This is a genomic window from Chitinophaga skermanii (genome assembly GCF_003259335.1).
In the GTDB taxonomy this organism is placed as follows: domain Bacteria; phylum Bacteroidota; class Bacteroidia; order Chitinophagales; family Chitinophagaceae; genus Chitinophaga; species Chitinophaga skermanii.
The window spans coordinates 827,123-851,383 of the sequence record NZ_QLLL01000002.1; the positions used below are offsets into that span (position 1 = coordinate 827,123).

Genomic DNA, 24,261 nt, shown 5'->3' on the forward strand with positions numbered 1-24,261 from the left:
GGTTAAGCAATTGAATAGTTAATGATTAAGTATACATCCATGACTGCATCTGCCGGCAAGCTTGTAAAATCACTGGCATTGGCTTCTTTTATCTTCATGGTCCAATCGTTGATGTTTATGGCTGTGCCTTGCGGTAAAGTTTTGCTGGCAAAATGAAGTCCTCCATAGCTTTCCGTTGGTGCCATGGTTAAGAAGTCGGCTTCCTGCGTACCCAATGGCGATAAACATACTTGGTAATTCTTACTGCTGTTTTTCATCCTAGCGACAACCGTTATTTGCGAGGCTTTCTTCTGGTTGAATGCCCGGGTGAAATAAGGTAAACGGGTAGCTAACTGGCTTAATTGTAGGGTTTGTTCACCTCCATTTGCCGGGAGTATAAACTGTGACCATGCAGTTGAAAATTCTTGCTTGATGTCGAACACGCGGAACAATCCTTTTTTATTGGCTGCTAGTACTTGTTCATTCAATTGTTGTTTCAGTTCTGCATTTACTTTGGCGGCCAGTGCCTCGCCTCCTTCCCTTGCAGTATAACTGAGGTGTAACACTACATCAGCTATACTGTCGAAATCAAACTGCCTGATTTGCTTATTGAGTTTCAGATGCCATGTGCTAATTGCTCCTGCGCCTTCAAATGGTAAATAACGTTCATCACCGAAGTTCAACTCAAATAAACCATTGTCATTTTGCGCACTGCTCGTAGCAATTGATTGAATACCGGCAATTTCATCTCTAAAACGGGGATCGTCTATATTGTAATCGCGTGCATACTTACCATTGCTGGTAAACGTGGCATCCTTCCGTAACTTATTACTGGTGAGTGTTAAGGTACAAGCGATCGTTGTGTATGGACCGGCAATACAAGGAATAGTAAGCCCTACCGTTTTCAGCCTTCTAAAATAATGCCCCGGGTAATCCATGTCGAATAGCGACTCTGGTATATCAATAAAGCATTCGCCGTTGGTTTTTAATTGTAATAAAGCCACCGGGTCGAGTAAAGATAGGGACACGTGTTTTGTTAATTCGTAAGTACGGCGGTGTTGTTCGTAATAGGCCGACTCCAATCTTCTCAAATCCTGGTACAGTTTCTCACCGCACAATAATCCTTTCTTCAAGCTATCCCAATACCCAAACTGGATGTAATTCGATGTACTAATGCCCATCTCGTAGCGGAAACATTTCTCGGCACGTTTTGCCAAATCAAAAGCGTGTTGGTAGCATTGGAAATAAACGGTGGCAAGTTGACTGCTCATCCAATCGTACAATTCGCGGTTTGTGAATTTCGATTGCATATATTCGAACTCTTTTGCGAGGTTATCCACTTGTTTATCGTGCTGTTGCAAATCTTTATTGGCAATACTTTGACGAATTTCCGCGGCCAAAATTTGAAGATCGACTTGCGGGATTTCCTTCTCTGCCAACTTTTGTTGAAATGCCCACTCTTCCTTCCTACGTTCATAGTTGGCGGCTGTTAAAGCCACGCCAGCTTGTTTATCCAAAGCCGCAGCAATACTCTTCAATGTTGCTACTGCCAGCTCTGCACTTCCACCCAATTGATCACCACCCAACGAAGCATTTACGGTAGGACTACCACCCACACCCGCTACACCGGCTAAGAAATCGGGGATCAACTTCACACCGGCAGCCAAAGTATAGCCTAAAGCAATCGCATTCTCAATCTCTGAAGAAGCGCGTGACTTATCACCGGCTTTCTTCTCCCCGGCACTCAAGCCATTTGCACCTAACTTTTTATAGTACTCTAGGCGTTCTTGGATAATCTTCTTCGCTTCCAATAAACCTTCGTAGGATCGTTTTGCCTCTTCAATTTGCAGTCCTTTAATACTCCGCATATTTGCCAGCAAATTCATTTCCTGCGTGGCACGGAGTTGGGCAAAGGCTTCGCCATCTTTTCTTTCTAATACACTTAATAATAAATTCCCCAACGATTTCACCTCGTTACAAAGCTCTATCGCTCTTTGTATGGTAAAGCGGAACCTGTATAAAGGCAATGGTGCATTTACATCGGCTAGTACGCTGCCAATATTTAGGCCACCTGCAGCAGCTTTTACTAAAGCAGCAGGATCAATAGGAGGATCGAATAACGGCAATTGCTGGGTTACACCATCGATGTTCATACTGTGCCTGATTTTAAACAAGCGATCGGCTACGGTATCCCACAAGGTGAGCAACTTTTCGTTGTTCGGTATACCAAAGCACAAAGTATCTAACCGTGGTAAAGCAGGCTGTGAAATAGTGCCTCCACTAGATGTAGGAATACCCGGTAAGATATTTTCAACATCTACCAAAGCATTACCGAAAGCATCTATGCCTTCTTGTACAATTTGTAAGAAATTACGAACAGGCACACCTGTATTACGTTGCACACTTTGCGGCCTTTGACCTAGTACACTATCTGCTAACACATATAATTGGGTCGCTTCATTAATCGACTCGGTTGTATTCTGGCGGAATAATTGGTCGCCCCAAGCGATAATGGTTTGAATATACTTGATGAGTACATTCTTTTGGTAAGCCACTGTACGCATACGGGCAATCAAATGCGGGTTAAATGGATTATCACGCCATTCCTTTACTTGTTCTACATAGGCCGCTTCATTTTTGGCGATAGCCGTCATTAGGCTGTCGATTCTTGATTTATAGTAATCGGCTTTGGTGGTTTCGAAGAAAGGTTTGGTAATCCAATATTTCTGCTGCGGTGTATTTTGATCAGTATACGCGGTATCGGTGCTCGTTGGGTTGAAAATATAGTGATACCAATTTAATGCTTCTTCAAAACGTTGGTTGGTCGCTAATTTATTAGCGATGTAAAATGGTACATGGAAGAATAGCTCCCAGTTATAACTACTATATGCCCCGGTGTAAGAGAAATCGATATCTTCTGTTGGAAATGCCAAATTCCCATTCTTATCTTTATAAATAGGCTTTACATAATCGGAAGGTGAATAAGATGCGAAGTTGAACCGATTATACCCGTTAAATTGTTCTGGGAATAGCTGTATTCTTCTATTCAATACACCTTTCACACCTTTATTAGTAGCTTCTTTGACAAATACGCCAGCGTATGGATGATAGTGGATATAGAAATTGATGGTGGCATTTTGATAATATACCCATTGACGACTATAATAATCGTAATCGCGGTAATTTTCACCTATAAAGTCGACATTATAATTATGCAATGCATCCCAATAAAAGTAAGAGGTTGCATAGGGAAAGTTCGATGCGGAGGCATCAATAACAGAATGACTTTTGGCTTGCGTGTTATTCAACACTTTAAAACGATTTTGCAGCACTTGGGGATACAGGTTTACCGGTGCATCGCCTAACACGGCAGCATAATAGAACTCGCAGTATTGTGTAAAGTGTTGAATTAGGTTATTTTTAAAGCCGGTATTATTACTGCTTAACATAAACTCTCCCTGTACAGGCGTTACCGTCATTTGCTTACCATACTTTCTAAACGACATATCGCCATACTGTGCTTGGTAGTCTACTCCTCTAAACACCTTCATATCGAAGTTACTACCAATGCGCGCTCTAAAATTGATGTTACTTGGATCTTCTCCTACAGTAGCAAAAGGTATTTGTAGGTTAGTATTCGTAACTGTTTTAGCCGTCCACTTACCATCGATCAATTCGCTCCAGCACATCGATATTTCCCAATACTTTTGGGGGCGTGCGAGGGTAATGTTTGAACCTGCTGAAGGAATGTTCATCACAGTAGGATCGTATGCTTTTTCGATAAATTGTGGCCACATGATAGATACACGTTCATTATAGACCGCTATTTGCAAGTGGTTACTATTGATATCAAGCGGAATTTTTGTCCATGGCGTCCAACGCCCTTTATTAATACGTTTCCGGTAATAATAGGAAGGAGCGGCGCTACCACGGGTACGGGCTAATACGTGTAGAATGTTTTGCGAGCCATTGACTTCGTTGAAAATCGCACGGGTTTCTAGGTTGGCAATATCTTCCAGTTTATCTACAAAATTGATGAATGCGCGGTTGGCCGATTCATTCGTCATTTCGTGTTGCATTAACTCATCTTCTAACTCTGTAAAAATGGACGACTTCTCATCGCGAAGTTCTGGTTCAATCCAGTTCTCTGGATATAAGAATACTTTGCGGTTAGCTTCCCATACACGGTAATACTTCATCCAATCCCATTGGTTCCATTTCGCATCGTAAGCGGCATTCACTACTACCATAGGTTCTAGGTTCAAAAAGCAGCGTTGCACAAATAATTGTGTACTGGCAATGGCCTGTTTGAGTCTTGAGGTAAGCATCATCGGGCTCATTTCCACATCGATTAAGAAATAATTGTACACGCCATTTACATCTGTCCATTGTTGGGTTGAACCATTCGGATTGTGTAGTAGGTAACTCAATAATGCATCACGCTTTTGCACGCGGAATTTATCTTGAATGGGTTGTAAGATGACCTGCCATTGACTCCAATCGTATTTCGCTTTAATAGCTTGCTTAATGTTTTCAACGATTTCGAATGTAGGAATATGCTTAGCCCATGTAATAACACGTTGTGCACTTACCCCAATTTGCTGCACGGTTTCCATGCATTGAGTAAGTCGCAATAAGTTACCCGCGGTTTTGAAGGCGGTGCGTGGCAACCATGTGAATGCCGTAATACACGACATCATATCCTGTTCGTTCCAACCGGTTAAAGTGGCTAATGCCTTCACAATACCAGGATCGGAGCTTGCCGGGTTGTTTAACATGTTCAACCATTCAGTAATACTGATCGTCGATTTTGGTAAGCGGCTGCGCCATTTGAAATGATCTACCAAGTTAATCCATGTGCTCATCTGCACCGTTGAGGTAGCATCTATCGGTATTTTATTGGCCAACATCCAGCCAATCGATTGGGCATTACTTTCCACCAACCACCATTGCAATTCTTCCGACTGTATTTTCAACTTTGTAATAATCAATGCCAGTTTATCGAGTAAGCGTAGGCTATTATAAATAGCTGGAAAATTGGTTTCAACAATGTCGAACTTAAAGCTGCCATTGGTGATTTTTTCTAATAACCGGGTATCAACAAAGTTTTGAACAAGGGGAATATTGGTGTTATTTAACTTCAATTCACTTAGTAATAGGTTGGTGAGTACCCCGTCGACTTGTAATATCTCGGATAAGCATTGTTTAACGAATGCTTGCTGTTGCGTATTGAGCAACCAAGCTTGTAAGGCCGGTTGGAAATAAGCCAGTCTTTCTGCTTTGGGTAAGCCTTCCGGTGTAGCAGCGAGCTTGGTTTTGGCGTCGGCAATCGTTAATACGCCGGTGAAATAGTTGTCAATTAAAGTGCTGGCTTTTTCGGTTTCCGTATCGTTCCAAGTACCCGTAACAATAGCAAAGGCTTTGCTTAGATCGGCATCGGTTTTTAGATTGGGTAACAAGCCAAGCTTTGACTGTATATAGGCCTCCAGGCTTTCGCCTGTTTTAAGTGCTACATCATCCGCGATTTTAACCAGGCCATCGCGCAATAATTGGATATTTTGGGTAATGACTTTATTATCTAAACCTACTCCTTCATTTAACGATAATTGATTCGCCAATAAGTAGTTTACCTCGGCAATAGAAAACGCGTTTCCTTTCACCTTATCGATCAATTCCACAAAAGCCAGTGTATTAGCAGGCGACTCGAAAGGATTCTTACCCCAAAGCTGCTTCAACCTCATCACATCACGCGGTTGTAAATCGAGCCATTTAGCTAGTACTACATGGCGGTAAATGTTACTTAACATGCCATAATCCATGGTTGCATTCACGCTCAATCCAAGATCGCCTATAACAGACAATAACGATTGTTCACTAATACCCATGCCTGCGTGCATAACGGGTAAATAGTAAGAAATAGGGCGGTTTATTTCTTTGGGATTGGCCGGGAAGATTAAAGGTACACCTACCTTCTTATTACGGAACAGTGTTTCGTACAAGGTAGTTACCGGCGTGCTTTCCGTATTGTTATAATCCAGGTAAGCAGTATGATCAATATTGTTGTGCAACACCAGTACTTCTGGCCAAGACAAGCCAAACCTTTCTTTTATACTATATACTTTCGATAATGACAATAATACTGATTCATTTAACAGCTTACCTGCCGAAGGATTTGCTACATCTACATATGGTAAAGCCATATCCAGTTCATACATTTTCCCTCCTAAGCGACGCCACAAACGAACAAATCTATGTATGCGGCTTAGTACATCTGCCGTTAAACCTACCACGGTAAACAAATTCACATCGCAATTGGCCGTATTGGTAGTATCTGGGATATCATTGATATATACGGTACCCGTTGGATTTACAAAGGGCAATTGAAGTACCTGTAATAATTCTTTATACGCTAATCCAGTTCTGTTTAGTAAGATGGGAACTTTCGACAATACAGCCAGCCAAGTACCTTTAATATTGGTGGTAGTATCGTTAGGAGAAGCTGGATGGAAAAGGTTGTTATCATTTTCGCGTAAGCCCCAAAACTCCCACGCTTTCTTAGCTGGGTAATTATTGGCAATAATTTGAGCTTCTATTTCTGTCATGCCCAAGATCGACAAGCCAATATTGTATTCTACGGGGCTGAATACTTCCACATTGTTGACAACATTCCTTTGTTGAAAAAGCTGTAAGAAAGCAGGTTGCGTAGTACCCATTTGTTCGAAATACACACGTGCTTGTTGGAAAGGCAAGCTAAATGGCATCGTAAAGGGGAAAACTTGTGACTCTAGTTTTGTATATGCTGCTCGGTTTGTGTATGCTGGTGTAACCAGTAATTCTTCTTTCGTTAACTTGGTTTGTTTTGTTTCCCAAACCAGCAGGTACGTACCCGAGATATAAGCACGCAAAGAAGTATTCTTATCGCGAATTGTCCACATACCAATTTTATCCGGTGGGGCTACTTCGGCTTTATCACTGATAATAAAGTTATTCGATAAAGCAGTATACATGGCCGTACTAATTCTACCGGCGGCAATGGGCAAATTATTGTACGACATAGACGGTGCATTACTCACTGCTTCTTCCAATACCTCGTTCACTAAATCGATATAAGGCATGGGAGTATTCGTGTTCTCGCATGTAAGTTCCATGTATCCGAGGTCGGGGCGACGGTTATTGAGCACATCAAATACTTTACCATAGTTGGCATTACGTTCCAATAAAAAACGGTTCATATCTACGAAATAGGCAGCTGCACTATATACAGAACGGCAGGCTTTGCATTCGCAATAATCTTGTGAGCCAAACAAACTTTTCAGATTCGGTAAAGCAGCGGCAATACCCATTGTAGCTGCTAATGATTTTTCATTAGCCGGTTGTTGCTCACCAGTTACCTGTGCGGGAACCGCGGCAGGTAATGAACCATTCATAGCGGCATTAAAAGTACCGAATAGCGATAACACCATAGCATAAGTATTCTCGGCACGGTGGTATATTTTACGGCATTCTACACTACTAAGTCCTGCATCTTCCATTTCGGCCGCGAACTGTTCGCTACCCATGAAATATATTTGCTGAGCAGAGGAGATATCCTTGTTCAACATGGCGTCTACTGCTTGGAAAGTAGGTTGTAGTTTGAACCCACGTTGAATTGTTTTCACCGCTTTCACTGTAGCTTCGGCATCTACGATATTATCAAGTGCACCAGGTGTTTCTGCTATGTATGCATCTACACGATGTTCATCTAGGAAGAAGCCGGGGTTTTGATCGAGGAAGGTACTTACATCAGCAGTTTCTGGTATTAGTTTATGAATGGGGCTTTCCGTAGCAACGAGTGATTTACGGAGCTGCTTGGTTTTCTTAAATCGGCTACTGAAGGCAGCTGTTGGATAGTTTCGTTCGAACATTTTATCCAAAATCGTAGCGTATTGTTCCAACTTTTCTGCTGCTGTTTCACCATCCATATTAGCAGGTGCGCCAATTACTTTTCCATCAGGACCATTACTTTTCAAAATAGCGATCCAATCTTCCACATCATAAGCGGCAAGTTCTTGCTTTTTTGTGATCTCGCCTTTCATGATCTTATCACGTAAGGCAGCTACCAAAGGCAAATAATTGCGTGTTAGCATACCTATTTCCATGCTTAGCTTCACGCCTTTAATATCTTCATCATCGAACAGCTTTTCATCCTTCAACTTCACCCATAAATCATCTAAAGAACCAACATGGTCTACCAGCGCTGCCATAAATTCCGATTGCTTATTGGCTACGTTCGGTGTTAATGCAATTAGTTCACCTACTGTTCCCTTACCACCGCCTTTACCAATTTCATTGGCTGCATAATACAGTTTCATGTTATTGAATGTGTTGGCGATACTGTCGATATTAATTTTCAGTTTGGCGGGAACAAGGTTGTTATTGATAGCCGTGTTGATAATATTGGTATGTTCTTCGTTTGGAATATTACTACAATCTTTCAATAATTTATTGGCCACCACGCTTACCTTTTGGGTATCTAATAAATCGCGTAACAAATCGTTCGTTACAAACCCGGGCAAGCCTTGTTTTACATAAGCGAAAAAAGTGACCGCATCTAGTGGGAAGCCAATGCTTTTAGCTACTTCTTCCAAGTGGTAAGCGGCTATCCATGAGAGTATAAGCTCAATAGATTGTTGTGTTTCTCCTTCTAAGAAGGAAATGTCCTGGTATTGCTCATTTTCTTTCAAATCCAATACTGCCAAACCGTCTAACAAAGGCGTAAATATTACTTCACAGGTTTCAAAACTCGTTAAGCCTTGGTAGTTATTATCCTCGATATTGATCACCACATCCAATTGTTGCGGTGCATTAAAGTGAATGGACGTGTTATGTATCACCATGTTATTCTTTCCATACACGCGCAGTACTAGGTCGGCACTTAACTTCTCCGCTTTTGTAAACTGTTCTCTTTTATAGGCAATGGAAAAAATACCGTTCTTAATAGTAGCAGTACCCAGTAACTGTTCGGCACGCAAGTCGCGATCGAAGGCTTCAATTTTAACTGCATCCAGCAGTTCTCCGAATTCGTTGCGTACAATACCTGCTACTGTGTAAATGTTTTCGTCGCCTGCTTTAATTTGAATTGTTAGTTTAATATCTACTACTTCGAGTTTATTCGGGTTGCATTTACAAGTGGCGGTGTGTATTAATGTATTGCCATTGAAAATTGACAAGGTAAAATCGCCTTCATCGCTTCTTACAAATGCTTGTTGAAAATCATTTGCATCGAAGGAAAAAGAATACATACCGTTGTTATCGGTAAGGGCAATACTTCCATTGGGTACACTGAGTAAACTAGGTGCTGGGGCGGCTGCATTGCCGGCTAACTGTACTGTTAGGCCTGGATAAGGCTGGTTAGCAAGGTCCGTTATACGGCCAGTAATGCCGTATTGTTTGATGGAGGGTAACATGTTTTATTAAATTAATTGGGGTATAAAATGATGATTTTTAATTCTCTCCTTTGATAAATCTCAATAAGGTGTTAGGTTTCTGTTGATCTGGACGTAAAAAGTATGGACTATTTTTTTGTGGATCGAAGTACTTTTTATCATAAACATCTACCTGCTTGGGAAATTCAGCCGACTTCGCCTTTGTTCCTTCTAAGTCACTTAAAATATCTAAAGCATCATCCTCACTAATAAATTTGCCTTTGTATTTGTATGTTGGCCTAGGTTTACCACTTACTTCTAAATGGACTGCGTGGCGTACAGTATCATCTTGTGTAAAAATTGCCATGTATGAACCAGGTTCGGGCTCAACACAAGAATCCAACTCTAACCTAAGGTTATTTTTCAACCGCCCGCTTTTATTCAATTTTTCTAATCCTTTTTCAGCAATTTCCACCACTTCGCCAACCGTTTCTATTGGACTATCAACAATACTCACTTTACGTTCGGCTAATTCTAAGAATTCAGTATTGGTTAGTTCCTTTTCTCCTGGCTTTAAATGTTTATTTACCTCGTGGCAAATAGTATCAGCCACGCAAAGATTTTTGTTACCAGAAGGATTTACAGGATTGCCTGACTTGGGTTTTATTGGACCTTCTGCACTACCAATAGGTAGTTCAAGTTTCGCTGTTCTGCTGGCCAGTTTGGCTTCCATTTTTGCGGCACGTGCAGCTTTTAATTCCATCATCCAAGGACCAACATCTAAAGCAAGTTCAATCAATGCCATGGTCCGACTTGTTTCTTGCCCAGTTACGGTAACACCTGAAGCTAAGCGTTCTGCTGGATCAAGGATAGGTACTAATCCTGCTCCCATTTCCATACCCATTAAACTAGCCATAGAAGCATCCTTTTCAATGGGCACTAATCTAAACGTAGCAGTACGTACAATGCCTCCTACAGCGCCACCAACCCCGCCCTTCGGCGCTTCTGCACTAACCCTATTCGCCGCTATATTCACCTGCGCTTTACCGCCAAACACCGATTCCCACATAGCACCTAACTCTTGGCCCATTCGTTCTTGCATGAGGGTAAAACCCCAATCTTGCGCACTCATACCTTGACAACCGCCGGGATCGATCATCGTTAAGGGGGCATTATTACAATATGCATAACTATTAATACCACCGCGTGTACCAATGGGATCGCTACTAAGCCATCGCCCTAACCAAGGCATGTAATACCTTGCAGTATGGTATGATAATCCCGATTCCTCGTCGCGCTCCATACCAGAAAAACGGTATTGTTTCGTGGCGGTTTTAATCGTTTTATTAACAGCTTGGTAAGCAGTGGTTCCAAAAGGGTGATACTCTTCATACGACAATATATTCCCGGTATGATCTAACTCTAAACAAGCAGCACCTAAGTGGTTAGTAAATTGATAGCGCGCAATGTGTTGTAATGTACCGTCGTTTACTTCGTTGCGCGTTTCTATTCGAACAAAACGGTGGTCGCCATCTACCAGGCTTAAACTTTCTCGTTGCAAGCCGGCATTACTGCCTGAATGTTGAATGTACAATTCATAACCAGCCACGTAAACCCGTTCTTCTTTCTTCGTTGGGGTATGACCGGGGGCAGCGGTATTCAATGTAATTTTCCTTATTCTTCTACCGCTACTATCGTATTGGTAATAGGTTGTTTCAGGAACACCGCCATCTACTCTTCGCTGGCGTGATGTTTTGCATACGCGATCTTGGCAATCGTAAACGATAGTTTGGAGGTGAGGTAAATCGGTGATATGTCCACGCGAGGTATTGTAACCGTATTGATAGGTTTGTGTGCCTACTTGGGTTTGCAATAACCTGTTATTCGATTGATGATAGGTATAACCGCGTACCCAGTTATTCCCAGTAGCTTGGTGTTTCATTTGGGTAATATTGCCTACTTCGTCGTATGCAAATTGCTGAACGTAGTTGCGCATCATCATGGGATCGGCGGGGTTTAATTGTACAAGGAAAGGGGCGTCTTGCCAATTATCATCCAGTCCGTAAGTAAGTGCCGCGTTGTTCTCCCTACCTGTGGCTTCCACAATGCGGTATAATGCATCGTAGGTAAATGTATTGGTAGCGGTTACGGGTTGATTTTGCGCGAAGGTGGTAGGCACAGCATGATCAGTTATATGGGTGATATTCCCTACGGGGTCGTAGGTATAACGCCAATCTTGCAAAATGTCTCCATCTTGTCGGGCTGTTACAATGCGAGATATTAAGAAGGTTGTTTCATCATAGAAAAGACGCGTACTAGTATTGTTTCCGTATAATATTTTACTTCGGCGACCCTTTTCATTATAGGTAACTTGTTGTACATAATTGCGTGTAACAGCAGGTTGTAAGTGGGTGGCAGATTCGCTGGTTAATAAACCTCCTTCATCATAAACTGGCGTTATGATGGTTCCACAAGGTGCGAGCTGTTCTGTAATTCTACCGAGTGCATCATATTGTGTGGCAAAAGTGTACACATTCGGTTCAAGTAGTTGTTCATTCTCCTCCACATCATCATGCCAATTTACCATCTCTTCAAATTTGCTATATAAGCGGCGATGCGTAGCAAGTGGATTGCCTAGGAAACTATAAGCATCGGTATAAGTTACTCCGGCAGTATCGAAATGTTGGTAAATTTGGCCACGCATATTCCTTTGGGCAGCATTGATCAATCCTTCACCATATACCCAAGCATCAAACACATGATGTAAAGCAGTTTCACCATCACCTCCCATTACAGTTGATTTAAGGGGGCGATGGAGGGTATCATACGTAAACAAGAAAGTAAAGTTACGATCATCCCAAGTAGTGATTAATTGGCCATTCACATTAAAAAAGGACCATTTCTCGCCTGTATCCACATGATCTACATGCACGCATGTACCCAGTAAGTTATACGTATAATTCACCACGGTATTATTCCGTGCATCGATCGTGCGCAGCAAATTACTGTTACTATCAAAATAATTCGTTGTGTGTAATTTCTCGATACCTTTTGTACCTACTACTTGCGCTTCCGATACCACTGTTCTGCCTAGTGTATCAACATACTGAATATTCGGGGTATGGGCATGTAAAGCGGCTTTCATAGCAGCAGATTGCTCCTGCGCGGGATCTTTCCCGGCAGCAATTAATTCGGTATCTATAAGACGGTTAACCCGCTTATTGTACCATGCTGATTCAAGTACAGTATCATTAGGGTCGAACGTTTCGGATTGCCATGGTGAATAATTTGTGTAGCTGAATGTTTGGTTAGGTAGTATTGTTTTAACTACCCTTCCTTGTGCATCGTAATAAAACAAAGGCGTAACACCTACTTCTACTAATTCCGTATGCGCTTCATATGCGAAAGAAGTGGCGTAATAGGGTTCATATTTCTTCACCATATTCCCCTTATTATTCATCACCAATCGCCCGTCGCCAATCCATCTTAATTGCGTAGGTGTTTGTAATGAAGTATCAACAGTTGTTATTAGTACTTCACCATCTTCAATACTCACATGCTTGGCAATACCCGGGGCAGCTTGCGATTTCTGCATAATAATATAGCCTAAGCCAGACATATATTCAAAGGCCATTTTTACCGGCGATTGAGGGTTTGCATGATAATACTGTTCTCGCGTAATACCTGCTACTACAGCAGGTTGCCCCGCCACCATGTAACGGTTAAAATCATATACATACCGCATGCTGGCATGATGCAATAAACTACTTGCATGTATTTGTAATGTGCGACTATCATTTGCTGTGAAGAAGGCGTTTATTTGATCATACTCGGCGGGCAACGTGTGACCGAATAAACCGTTAAGGTCATCGGCTTCATTGCCTTTCCCTAAGCGGGCCACTGCTTTTACAAGTCCTAATTCATCAAATAGCACTTGTGAAATATTATCGTTGATATCGCTAATTCCATTAGGCAGTAATGTATAATAATCAATCCCTGTTACACTTGTTCGGTTGCCAATGGCATCTTCTGTATACATTAGCCACAATTGGTATGACTCATCATAGTGGGTAATCGTAGTAGCTCCCATAGCATCCGTAAAGGCATACGGGCGGTAAAACCGCTGTTGCATACTACTGAGCGATTCGTCTTCTGCAATAAAGTGCATTCTACCGGAGGGCGACCACCAATGTTGGTCTTGCTCGCTGTGTACATAATTAGCCGCTAGCCATTGGGTATCGTTTACTTTATTGCCATAAAGCTGTGTTGCCATCGCTGATGTGAAAGTAAGTTGATAGGTTTCATAAGGCATTCCTTTTGGAGCAAGACTATGCAGGGGTAATATCGTTCTACCATCATCGCCGCGGAAAAGTTGACGTTGGTGATGGGTTAGGCGTTTCGTTACTACACCATTTGGCGGTATATTCTCGGAATCGAGAAAATCAATTTCTTGTGCTATAGCGAGTAGGGTAAAATCTGTTGGTGTGTAATAAGTGCCTGCTTTGGGTAATCCTTTGATATCGTAGCCTTTCGATTCGCTTACTACGCGGAGTCTAAAATCGTGTGCCGTATCTATATCTTGCGTGAAATGCTGTTCGTTGTATTGTATGATCGTAGCGGCTTGTGCTGCTTGTACAGCCAGCGGTAACGATGTATCAACTACACGCCGTGGATACGCAATAGAGGCGGTGGATAATACATTCCCCCTATCATCGAAAGCCAGGTTGAGCTGGTGCATGATACGGGGGGCGGTTATGTGTTGTTCGTATTGATATTGTATCGTTTCTAAGTCGCGCATTCTAAAAACGGCGAAAGTATTTTGCCCTTTTGGTTGTATTAGTTCCACTGCGCTATGGTTCATAGATACGCTGTATGGCTTTGCATCTTGTTGCAATTGTGTTAGCGTGGCGCCAGTAGTGGGTGCTGTGGGGGCAAATATTTCTGTACGCACAGCATGCCCTTTAAAGGCACGGTGTGCTTGTTGCCATTCTTCGGGCGACAATTGTTGTAGCTGCGTATTGGGAATACCCGTGCCGGCAACAATTTGGCAGGTGGGGAACTTGTATTCATCAATAGGTACGTCTATGCCTAATTTGGATAATACAGCGGGCCAATAGCTGTTTTCGTATTGTTGTAATATGGTTTCTTGTTGAAGAGATGCGCCGTGGTGAATCCAAGTTTTCGTTAATACCGGCGCTTGGTGTAATCTTTCGTCGTGTAATTGATGTGCTGGATTCTTCACCCAATGTTCATAAGTTTCTCCATCAATTTGTTCAACCATACCAAAGCCCCTAAACTCGCGTTCTGCATGATCGAAAAAGCCATGGTGGTAGCGATAGTATGTTGTAAACTCGGCCCCTGTAATACGATCTTTCTTCGTGGTATGATCTAAGCAAGGTACAACAAATGGCAACTTTGTAAGCCAAGGTTCCCCGGCCTTTAGATCTGCGAGGTAATACTTTGTGGAGGGCTCGTATGAAAGGTGTAGTTCTTTCCCAAAATTGTTATTCACTTGGCGCAACAAGTAGGGGAATTTACTTTGCATTAGATTGATATATTGAATAGGCTGTAACACGTCGGACGGTAAATTACTCGACCATACCAAGCAGGGTAAGCCAGTGCCTAGTAGATCAACTATATTCACATGTACACCCAAGTTTGTTTTAGGGGTAGGTGCAATAACAACCGGTGTTGTATCGAATTCGTTGCCACTATTGTTCAACCAAATTTTCACTGTTTGTGCAGTACTGTATAAAATATCCATAGTGCCTGATCCGTTAAAGTCGGCTAGTTGGATAAATTTGGGTTGAAAAGAAGATGGATCATCGAAAGTGGGTGCATGTGCCATTACTACTTTGGCGCCGAATTTACCATGACCTACATTTGGCCAATAACATACTTCTCCATTCCTGATACGCACGATATCTGTTAATCCATCGCCGTTCATATCTGCTAAGAAAATCGTTTGAACTGTTTCTGCTGATACCAGTTGTGGCTTCCTCTCTTCCTCCATCGATTGAAATACGCTGCGCACCGCTTCAAAACCCTGTTTACCGGCAGAAGGATACCATGTAATCGCATCTTCTTCAGTGATACAGATATCGGCCTTACCATCACCATTTAAATCAATCATACGCACATTGGGTGCCGACAAATCGATATTTGGGCATTGTTCAAATGTTTGAAAGCGTTGCCATACTTGCTGGTCGTTCAACTCAAAAAATCCACGGGTGTTGCCTTGGAATTGTGCGAGTTGTTTATTGCCATCGGCATCTAAATCGGTTAATTGCAGTTGAGCACCTAGCCCTGTAAAGTTGGGTTTATTTGATACCAATACGGAGGGCGAGAATTGACCGCCGCCTAGGTTTTGTTTATAGTACCAGCCTTGTCCCCGTTCTGTTAGAATACCGGGTAGGCCTTCATTGTATAAATCGGTGAAAAGATGGAAGGAGTCGTTAATGCCGAATAGTGGCGGTGCTTGGGATTCGTTTTCGATTGTGCGAATAGTGGTATCCCATGCTTGTTGTTCGTATATAAACGCTGTTGGTGGCATAGCCTTGCTTGTGTATGTACCATTAGCTTGTTTAATGTACCCGCATGTTGTGAGTGTGGAAAGCAAGGAAATACCATTGTGTGCGCCACTTTCATAAGCAATATCTAACGACTTTGTAACGGCGCTTCCACCGGGTAATTCCGCGAAATGGTGTACTTGTAGAATACGCTTGCATAAACGTGTTGTTCGTACCTCAAAACCTGGCTTGTAGGTAGAAAAAGCATCGATTCGGAAGTGCCAAGCATGTAATGGATCGAATGGTGGTTCGGAGTTGTATTCACCATAATCGAAAATGGTTTCAAAGCAGTAATCATTTGCAGGGGGGAATGATGTTTGGCTTTGCAAGTAAGGCGTTTTATTGCCGTATAGTAGTTTTGAAAGATAGGAATTGGTGTATTGAATTTGACCTTGTACATGCCGGTGTAGATGTTGTGGCAAACCGGCATCGAAGCCTGCATTGTCTTCTTTTTTATAGATGTATTGTGCGCAGTTTCCTTTATCGTCGTACATGAAAGAGGGTAACCATTCATATACGTGTAGTGGGTTTTCTGGGTCTGCAATACGTTCATTGGCTGTATAACCAAATAAGGTGGTTACGTTATTCGAAGAAATCATTCGCCAATACGTTTCCTGCGTTATTACATGTGTCCATCGTTCTATTCGGGAAGCCGTTTGTTCTACACGCGGGCGGTAATAGCGGATGATGTATTGTTGGTCTGCCGAGGGGTGTTCTTTGATTACATAATGACCATTACCGGCTGCGATGAAATTACCTTCGGCATCTTGTTGAAATACGGGCACTAGGTCTTCAGCTCCAGTTAGTAAAAAGGTATCGCTATCATTGGCATCATCGTACAAGGGCAAGCCTTTATCTGTTTTTCTTTTGATAGATGATATACTGAGATCCCAGCCTAATCCGAAAATACTGTTCTTATTGCCGGAATTATAGCTTAACTGAAGGGCCGGTACTGCGCCGCGGGCTTGTGCAATGGGTATTGGGTAGCTAATCGCTGCCGTACCATTCGCTGGGTTAACGGAGAACTTTTCGTCGATGCCTTTTATGGGCCCTCCCCCTTGTGGCAATTGCAAAGTGGGGATGTCTAAGCCCTTGGACATATTGTTTGTTGACATAGGCGAATGTTGGGCATTACGAGGGATTGTAGTATGCCTATTCTGCTTGGGGGTATCCATAATTGGGGTATTAAATGTGTACAATGGTTATACGAAAGTAAATTGAACCCTGAATCAAAAACTAAGTAATAACCCTTAATTATGGAATCCAGTAATATTTACGGTTCGTATTAAGTATTGTGTTGAGTAGGTGGGGCCATGTAAATTACTGCGGCTAATAGCAGTTTACATGATGGGGTATAGATGACATATTGCCGATTGTTACTCCAAAGTATGGTAACGTTATTACATTGAAAAATATCAAGATAATTGGGTATCGATTTCATAACTATCAGTAAATGAATAGTTCCAATGAAAAGTCAAATTCAAGCCTACATCTAAATAAGTGATAATCAATCCTAAGTGTATTGAATAACTATGTCCAATCCACTACGACCAATTGTAATACAAGGTAATTGCCATGTAACTATAAGGTGTAATCGATAGAATAACGACTGAATATCGATGGTGACACGATGAGATTACATGGATTTACATGGGATTTACATGGAAATCACATGGAATTTACTTGGAACCTACTTAGAAGTCACTTGAAAGCTACCCACTTATTAGCATAAGAACATACAGGACATACATGTATACAGTACCCTCATTAGTAGTATTGATTGTATATAGGATAATAGCATTATGGGGAGTAAGTATAATCAACCTTACATGTACAGTATACCCTTATAAAGAACGATAGAAACAATACTGAGGTCATAGGCCTAGAGCAGTAAAACGTACGTTTAAAGCTTATTGATATAATGAAGGTATTGTGTTAACCAAATTACACTATATCATAGCTTCAATAATTGTTAAGTAATTCGCTCTAAAAAAAGCGTCTTTATTAGATGCATTTCTTTCCATTTCGCCAAGTATGTATTGCCTTACATTTTGCTGGTGTTTAAACAGGCTTAATGCATAAATAGCAGCCCTTTTAGTCATAAAGCCATCCGTGGTATGATGTAGATAATGCAAAATGGGTTCCACAATTATTTCATTATTAAAACTATTTAAAAGATCGGCTCCAATATGACGAAGATAAGGGTTCGTACTTTCCAATAATGCCAGGAGCATTTTGATTGTTTTTATTTCTTGTCTTGCTATAATTTCTTGTTCTATTTTATGCCGAATACCATTGTATCGACCACTAAGATCGACCTCCCAAATAAACGGGATATATGAAAATAATTGTTCTGTTGTAAGTGATGTAACGTGATATGTTACAACAAGATGAAGGGCATACGTTTTTATTGAACGATTGCTTGTGGTGTGAAGGATATCATTTAATCTATTCAACTGATAAGCTGACATATAAGGTTTTGTGTATTAATTGCATCAAGATAGTAATAATATGATCGGTATGCTGGCAATAACTATAATTACTTAAGATTAGGCAATCCAACATCAAAGTGTTGAATAATCAATATCCGAATTAATTGATCTATTCTGTAGGCCACATTGCGAAATGATAAATTGGAATGTAATCAGATACTTGATTAAACTTGCGTATAATAAAAAGCCCGCGCAATGCGCAGGTCTTTTATTTTTTCTGTTATCCCCCTGGGACTATATGAAAAGTGTAACTAACAACATCAAGGATTTTAAAAATTACTGCAGCCGAATTTGTAGCCTTTTATATTAGCGGAATCCAGGTATACCTACAAAGCTCATTCACAGTAATCATATCACCTTGTTATATAAAATCCGTCTATGTTAAAGCAGAAGCAGTGATCCATGGATAGTCCTCAACCATTATCATTGCATGTATATTATAGATTACTCCCAAGCTGCAATACTGTCGAATCCATTTTCAAGCGCGGCTTCTAGCCCCACAACTGCTTGGCCTTCTGCCCTGAAAACGCCGGCCACTTTAATTCCGATCACAGAAAGGAAAGCGCGAATAAAGGGTTCTACAAAGTCATAGTCTTTGAGGTCTCCTTCGGAATAAACGCTTCCTGAGCTGGTAACGATGTATGCTTCCTTATTCGTCAGCAAACCTTCGGGTAACAGGCCCCCTCCCCTAATTTTAATCGTCATACCTGCCCTGATAATATGGTCGAAGTATGCTTTCAAGGTAGAGGTAATAGTAAAGTTATACATAGGCGCTTCTATTACTATGATATCGGCATTCAGTAATTCTGTTACTGCTTCTTCCGAATACCTGATAGCATCTAACTGCTCTGCAGTTCTACTGTCTGCAGGAGTAAAAAAGGAAACAATGTGTACTTCATCCAGGTGCGGTGCCGGATCTTTCGCCAAATCCCGCACTATGACTGCGCTACCGGGATATTTTGCCATTAATTTTTCCAAGGTGGCATTACCTAATTTCCGGCTGGCTGAGTGAGCTATTCTAGGGCTTGAAATGATGTGCAATATTTTTTTCATTCTTTTTGCTTTTGATGACTCAAAATTAGGTACATTGGCTAATAAAAGGTTAGTACTAAACTAAAGGTTAGTGCTAACCTAGAGGTTATTTAACCCGATTAAACAGATGGAAAGACTAGCATTAGAAGAAGTTAAATGTGCTGCCCAGTTGTTGGCAGTGGAAGATGCCTTGTATGTAATTGGAGGCAAATGGAAACTCCGCATCGTTATTGCAATAATGACTGGATATAACCGGTTTAACGAATTGCAAAGGGCCATTAAAGGCATCTCTGCAAGAGTGTTGTCAGCAGAGTTAAAATCTCTCGAGTTGAACGGATTGGTAAAAAGAGAGGTAAAGGCAGACTCAACACCGGTGATTGTGGAATACTTGCCCACAGAATATGCACGGACCTTGAGGCCAATGATAACAGTGTTAAGCGAATGGGGATTGATCCATAAAGGTAGAATTACGGGAAAGGTGAAAAGTGGAAGTTAATAAGTTTAAATGGATTGAAACCGTAAGGTGTGCGACATGTTAATTAACTTACATGATATTGGCAATATGCAAAGGCTATCCAATTTCATTTGATTGAATGTTTTCATAGCCTATTTTATAAATTGAACCCAGGTCATATCCGCACATATAACATTAATTTTCAAGAGAGCTTTATGCTTGTATCAAGCAAGAAGCAAGCGGAGAATTATTTACTACAAAGATTGCCGGCAACGTTATTAATGCTCGAATAATCGGCATCAAAATCTACATCAGTTCACGAACGATTTCTGATAAAAATCCCATTTAATGTATCCTTTTTAGTAGCCTTCCAGATGATTCGTTTACTATGATTTACCTTTTAATGGCATAACAAAAAAGCCGCTTAAATCTTGTGATTTAAGCGGCTTTAATAACCTTTGAATTTTCTTGTGATCCCGCTGGGACTCGAACCCAGGGCCCATACATTAAAAGTGTATTGCTCTACCAACTGAGCTACGGAATCATCCTTTTTTGTGTCCATTTCAACAGTGTGACTGTTTCGATGGGAGTGCAAAGATAGAAATTATTTCATTCGCGCCAAATAATGTTTGAAAAAAATTTAAAAAAATCTTCTTCAAACATTATTTGAATACGACAGAAGTCTTTACTGTAGCCTATTTAGAAGGAATAAAATTAATTTTAAATTTCATATCCGGTTGTGTCGATTGACGGGCATCAATCACCAATAGTTGATTATACCTACCATCTACCCAATCATTCACACTATTATCGTAGTACTTGCTACCAGGGTTGCCACTTTGTCCACCCGGGTAAATCCCGAATGCTTCGGTTTTCTCGCCTAATTGCACTACCATCTTCCAAGAAGGACCATGTGTTTGTTTTGTAGCATTGACAATATTTGCACCACCACCTGTATTTAAATGCATCCTACTGAAGGCGGGTAAAGCACGTGTAAGGTGACGAATATCTGTTCCCCTGAATCGGCCCCAAGCAAGCCCATTACCTGTATCAACTTTTTGTGCAATAGCTACGGTACTATCGAATGCTTGTTGCAATAGTTTTGATAAGGTTTCTTTTTCCGGCGTGAACTTGTTATCAACAAACTTCATCTCCGGCTCTTTTAATAACCAAAGCAGCGTTGTTTTTGATTGTGGGCGTTTTAACACGGTATCTTTTCTATTCAAATCATCATCCCAAATTGCATCTTCCAGTTTATCCCATGTTAACTGGAACAGAGTGCTACCTGTACTTTCAGCTGTGTTATATTGATCCCAAGCGCTCAATTGTTGCCAGTATTTCAATTGTGTAGCCGAAAACTTTGTTGTATCTAAATATTTCTTGATCAACGGCATGGCTGTTGTAGCAAACAAGTTCTTATTATCATTTTGCAGTTGCATCATATCCTCGATCGTAATATGATCCATACCGGCTAATTGTTGATTAATGCGCATACCACGGAATAAATCGTAGTCGGCGATCATATGATATGGATACGTTGCATCGGTGGGATGTTGATTCGCAGAACTAACAAAACCGCGTGCTGGGTTCTTAATGTGTGGCACTTCTTCCCTAGGAATATAACCTTGCCACGCATAGGTACTATCTGAGCCCGGCATAATATACTTTCCTTGGTTCTGCCAGCGTAATGGGTATTGACCATTATGCCAAATAGCTATATCACCATCTTTCCCTGCGTAGATAAAGTTTTGTGCAGGGCAGGAATATACTTTCAAGGCATTCAAATAGTCATCGTAATTCTTCGCATGGTTCAAACGGTTAAAGGTTAATAACTCGTTCGATTGGTCATGTGCTTTCCAGCGCATGGCTATATAGCCTTGCTTAGCGATATTATCGGGGAATGTATTATCGAAAATAACCGGTCCCCATACTGAGTAAGAAACAGTATCGTAATATGTAGGCTTTCCTTTGATTTTAATGGGTTCAATACGCAAAGTTGCTTCACGGTATGCACCGTTAAATTTATACGAACGTGTACCTTCTTTAAACTCTAAACGGTAGTAATCTTTCACATCTTCCATACCATTCGTAACAGCCCAACCCATGTGATCGTTAAAACCTATGATAACGCCAGGTGCACCTGGCAATGATACTCCATATACATTCATATCCTTCGTAGTGATCTGCACTTCATACCACAACGAAGGTAAACTCAATCCTAAATGCGGATCATTACAAATAATTGGCGCTCCCGATTTTGTTTTACTACCACTAACGGCCCAGTTATTACTACCATTGTCGGGATCGGGTCGCTCCTCTTTAAAATGCATCGCAACAGCATTTTGCTTTAACACGCTATCTGGCGGAGCGATAGCATTTGCTGTGGCTTTCGCATATGCTGTGCCTTTGGGAATAATGGGATCTAATGTATCTGTAAAGTCGGGATACATTTTATTGAAATCATCCCAATTGAATATTTGTAAGGCATTCGTATACTCTAAATCGAATGCAGTACCGGCTAAATCGGCACTCATATATTTGAGCAACAAAGCTGTTTTTAAATTTGTCCAAGGTTCTGGTTGATACCCCAATAATTTATATTCTACCGGGTAATCGCGGGGAGATAAGTTTTGCAGATACTCGTTAAAGCCTGCCGTATACGCATCCAATTCGCTTTTCATAGCAGGATCACGCTCCATTTCAAGCAAGGATTGTTCTGCGGCGTAAATCATCCCTTCCCTACGTTTCATACGGTCGTAGTTCAACATTCTATCTCCTAGCACTTCTGACAATCTACCGGCGGATGCAAAGGCTTGTAATTCCATTTGCCACATACGGTCGCGGGCATGCATATAGCCTTGTACATAATAGGCATCGCGTTCTACATCTGCGTAAATATGTGGTACCATACGATCATCTAACCATACAGTAGCTTTGCCTTGTAAACCTTTTAAGGGAATATCGATGTTTTGGTCTTCCTCTTGGTTAACAGCATTTTGCCAGAAACCATGTTGAGGACTAAAAAAGCGGCCAATTGCCGGCACACTGCCCCAACTCCTATTGAGTGCATAAACGAGGGCTAGGGTTAGGATAGCGGATATAATAACGGGAACTAATCTCATATAAGAAAGTTATTATTTTTTCATGATATTATCAACTTGTTGGTGCTTGTTGAAGGGCTGCTACTAGTTGAGCCACTTCTTCGGTTGAATTAAAGCTGTGCAATACTATACGCAGCCTTTCTTCGCCTTTTGGCACTGTAGGATGCAAGATGGGCCTTACATCAAATCCTGCGGCTTGTAAATACGCAGCTGTTGTGCGAGCAACTGCATTCCCCGGGGTTTTAACGATTTGTATGGGCGTAGCGCTTTCTAACAACCTGTCTTTCGCAATATGCTTGCTTAAATAGGCAATATGGGATTGCAATTGTTGCCGCTGTTCATGCATACCGGGAAATAGCTCGTAACTGGCTAAAATAGCTGCTATTGACATGGGCGGAATCGCTGTTGTATAAATAAATGATCGTGCAAAATTGATCAAGTAATGCCGTAGGGGGGTAGCACCAACTACAATAGCGCCATGGCATCCTACAGCTTTCCCAAATGTGTAAACACGGGCAAAACACTTGCCTTCCAAACCCAAAGCTTGCGCCAACCCTTCTCCATTTTCACCTATCACACCCGTAGCATGTGCCTCGTCGACGATCAAATGAGCATCGAATTTCTCACATATTCCCACGATATCTGCCAAGGGCGGCTGGTCGCCATCCATTGAATAAACTGATTCAACCGCTACGAATACTTGGCCGGTGGCTACGCTTCTTGCATGATCAAGTTTTTTTTGTAAATCGGCTAGATTATTATGGTTGAACGAATAGGTAGTGGCAGTAGAAAGCCGCATACCATCGCGTATTGATGCATGGATTAGGCTATCATATACGATCACATCTCCTTTTTTAGGAACAGAAGAGAAGAGGCCAACATTGGCATCATATCCAGAATTAAAGATGAGCCCGCTTTCTGCTTGGTGAAAGGCTGCTATAGATTTTTCTGCCAATTCAACCAGTTCATAATTCCCAGCTAATAAGCGGGAACCACCGCTACCATGTAGTTGTGGTATTTGCTTTGAAAGCAGGTGAATTTGTTCTTGCATAATCTCGCTGCGTGCCAATCCCAAGTAATCATTGGAACAAAAATCCACTTTATCACCGGCTAATCTCAGTGTTCTATAAGCATGTTCCGCCTCCCGTTTGTCGAGGGCAGATTGTAAAAAATCTAGTCCCATATTCTATCCTAATTATCTTCTTTATAACTTTGCTCCTGTTAAATATC

7 protein-coding genes and 1 tRNA gene are annotated in these 24,261 nt (G+C 41.4%); 1 reads left to right on the plus strand and 7 read right to left on the minus strand.

Annotated features, from left to right (window positions below; genetic code table 11):
• Positions 1-2 precede the first annotated feature (2 nt).
• The 4 genes from LX64_RS07525 to LX64_RS07540 all read right to left on the minus strand — a co-directional run bounded on the left by LX64_RS07525 (position 3) and on the right by LX64_RS07540 (position 19,497).
• Positions 3-9,425 (minus strand): Tc toxin subunit A-related protein, encoded by a 9,423-nt coding sequence (locus tag LX64_RS07525; protein WP_111596982.1) that lies wholly within the window; start codon positions 9,423-9,425, stop codon positions 3-5.
• Between the two features lie 37 nt (positions 9,426-9,462).
• The gene (locus LX64_RS07530; RefSeq protein ID WP_158538570.1) at positions 9,463-17,067 is read right to left on the minus strand and encodes a SpvB/TcaC N-terminal domain-containing protein; all 7,605 of its coding nucleotides are present in this window, start codon (positions 17,065-17,067) and stop codon (positions 9,463-9,465) included.
• An 834-nt stretch (positions 17,068-17,901) separates the two neighbouring features.
• A complete protein-coding gene (locus LX64_RS07535) occupies positions 17,902-18,423 on the minus strand; it encodes a hypothetical protein (RefSeq protein WP_111596984.1) in 522 nt (173 codons plus the stop codon).
• Positions 18,424-18,888: 465 nt separating this feature from the next.
• Positions 18,889-19,497: an FMN-dependent NADH-azoreductase gene (locus LX64_RS07540; protein ID WP_111596985.1), complete on the minus strand. Its 609-nt coding sequence runs from the start codon at positions 19,495-19,497 to the stop codon at positions 18,889-18,891.
• 106 nt (positions 19,498-19,603) lie between these two features.
• On the opposite strand from LX64_RS07540, the gene LX64_RS07545 reads away from it, so the two are divergent.
• Positions 19,604-19,972: a winged helix-turn-helix transcriptional regulator gene (locus LX64_RS07545; RefSeq protein WP_111596986.1), complete on the plus strand. Its 369-nt coding sequence runs from the start codon at positions 19,604-19,606 to the stop codon at positions 19,970-19,972.
• A gap of 429 nt (positions 19,973-20,401) precedes the next feature.
• Here the strand turns inward: LX64_RS07545 and LX64_RS07550 are convergent.
• The 3 genes from LX64_RS07550 to LX64_RS07560 all read right to left on the minus strand — a co-directional run bounded on the left by LX64_RS07550 (position 20,402) and on the right by LX64_RS07560 (position 24,214).
• A tRNA-Lys gene (locus LX64_RS07550) sits at positions 20,402-20,474 on the minus strand.
• A gap of 151 nt (positions 20,475-20,625) precedes the next feature.
• Positions 20,626-23,052 (minus strand): penicillin acylase family protein, encoded by a 2,427-nt coding sequence (locus LX64_RS07555; RefSeq protein ID WP_111596987.1) that lies wholly within the window; start codon positions 23,050-23,052, stop codon positions 20,626-20,628.
• Positions 23,053-23,083: 31 nt separating this feature from the next.
• A complete protein-coding gene (locus LX64_RS07560; protein WP_111596988.1) occupies positions 23,084-24,214 on the minus strand; it encodes an aminotransferase class I/II-fold pyridoxal phosphate-dependent enzyme in 1,131 nt (376 codons plus the stop codon).
• Positions 24,215-24,261: the final 47 nt, after the last annotated feature.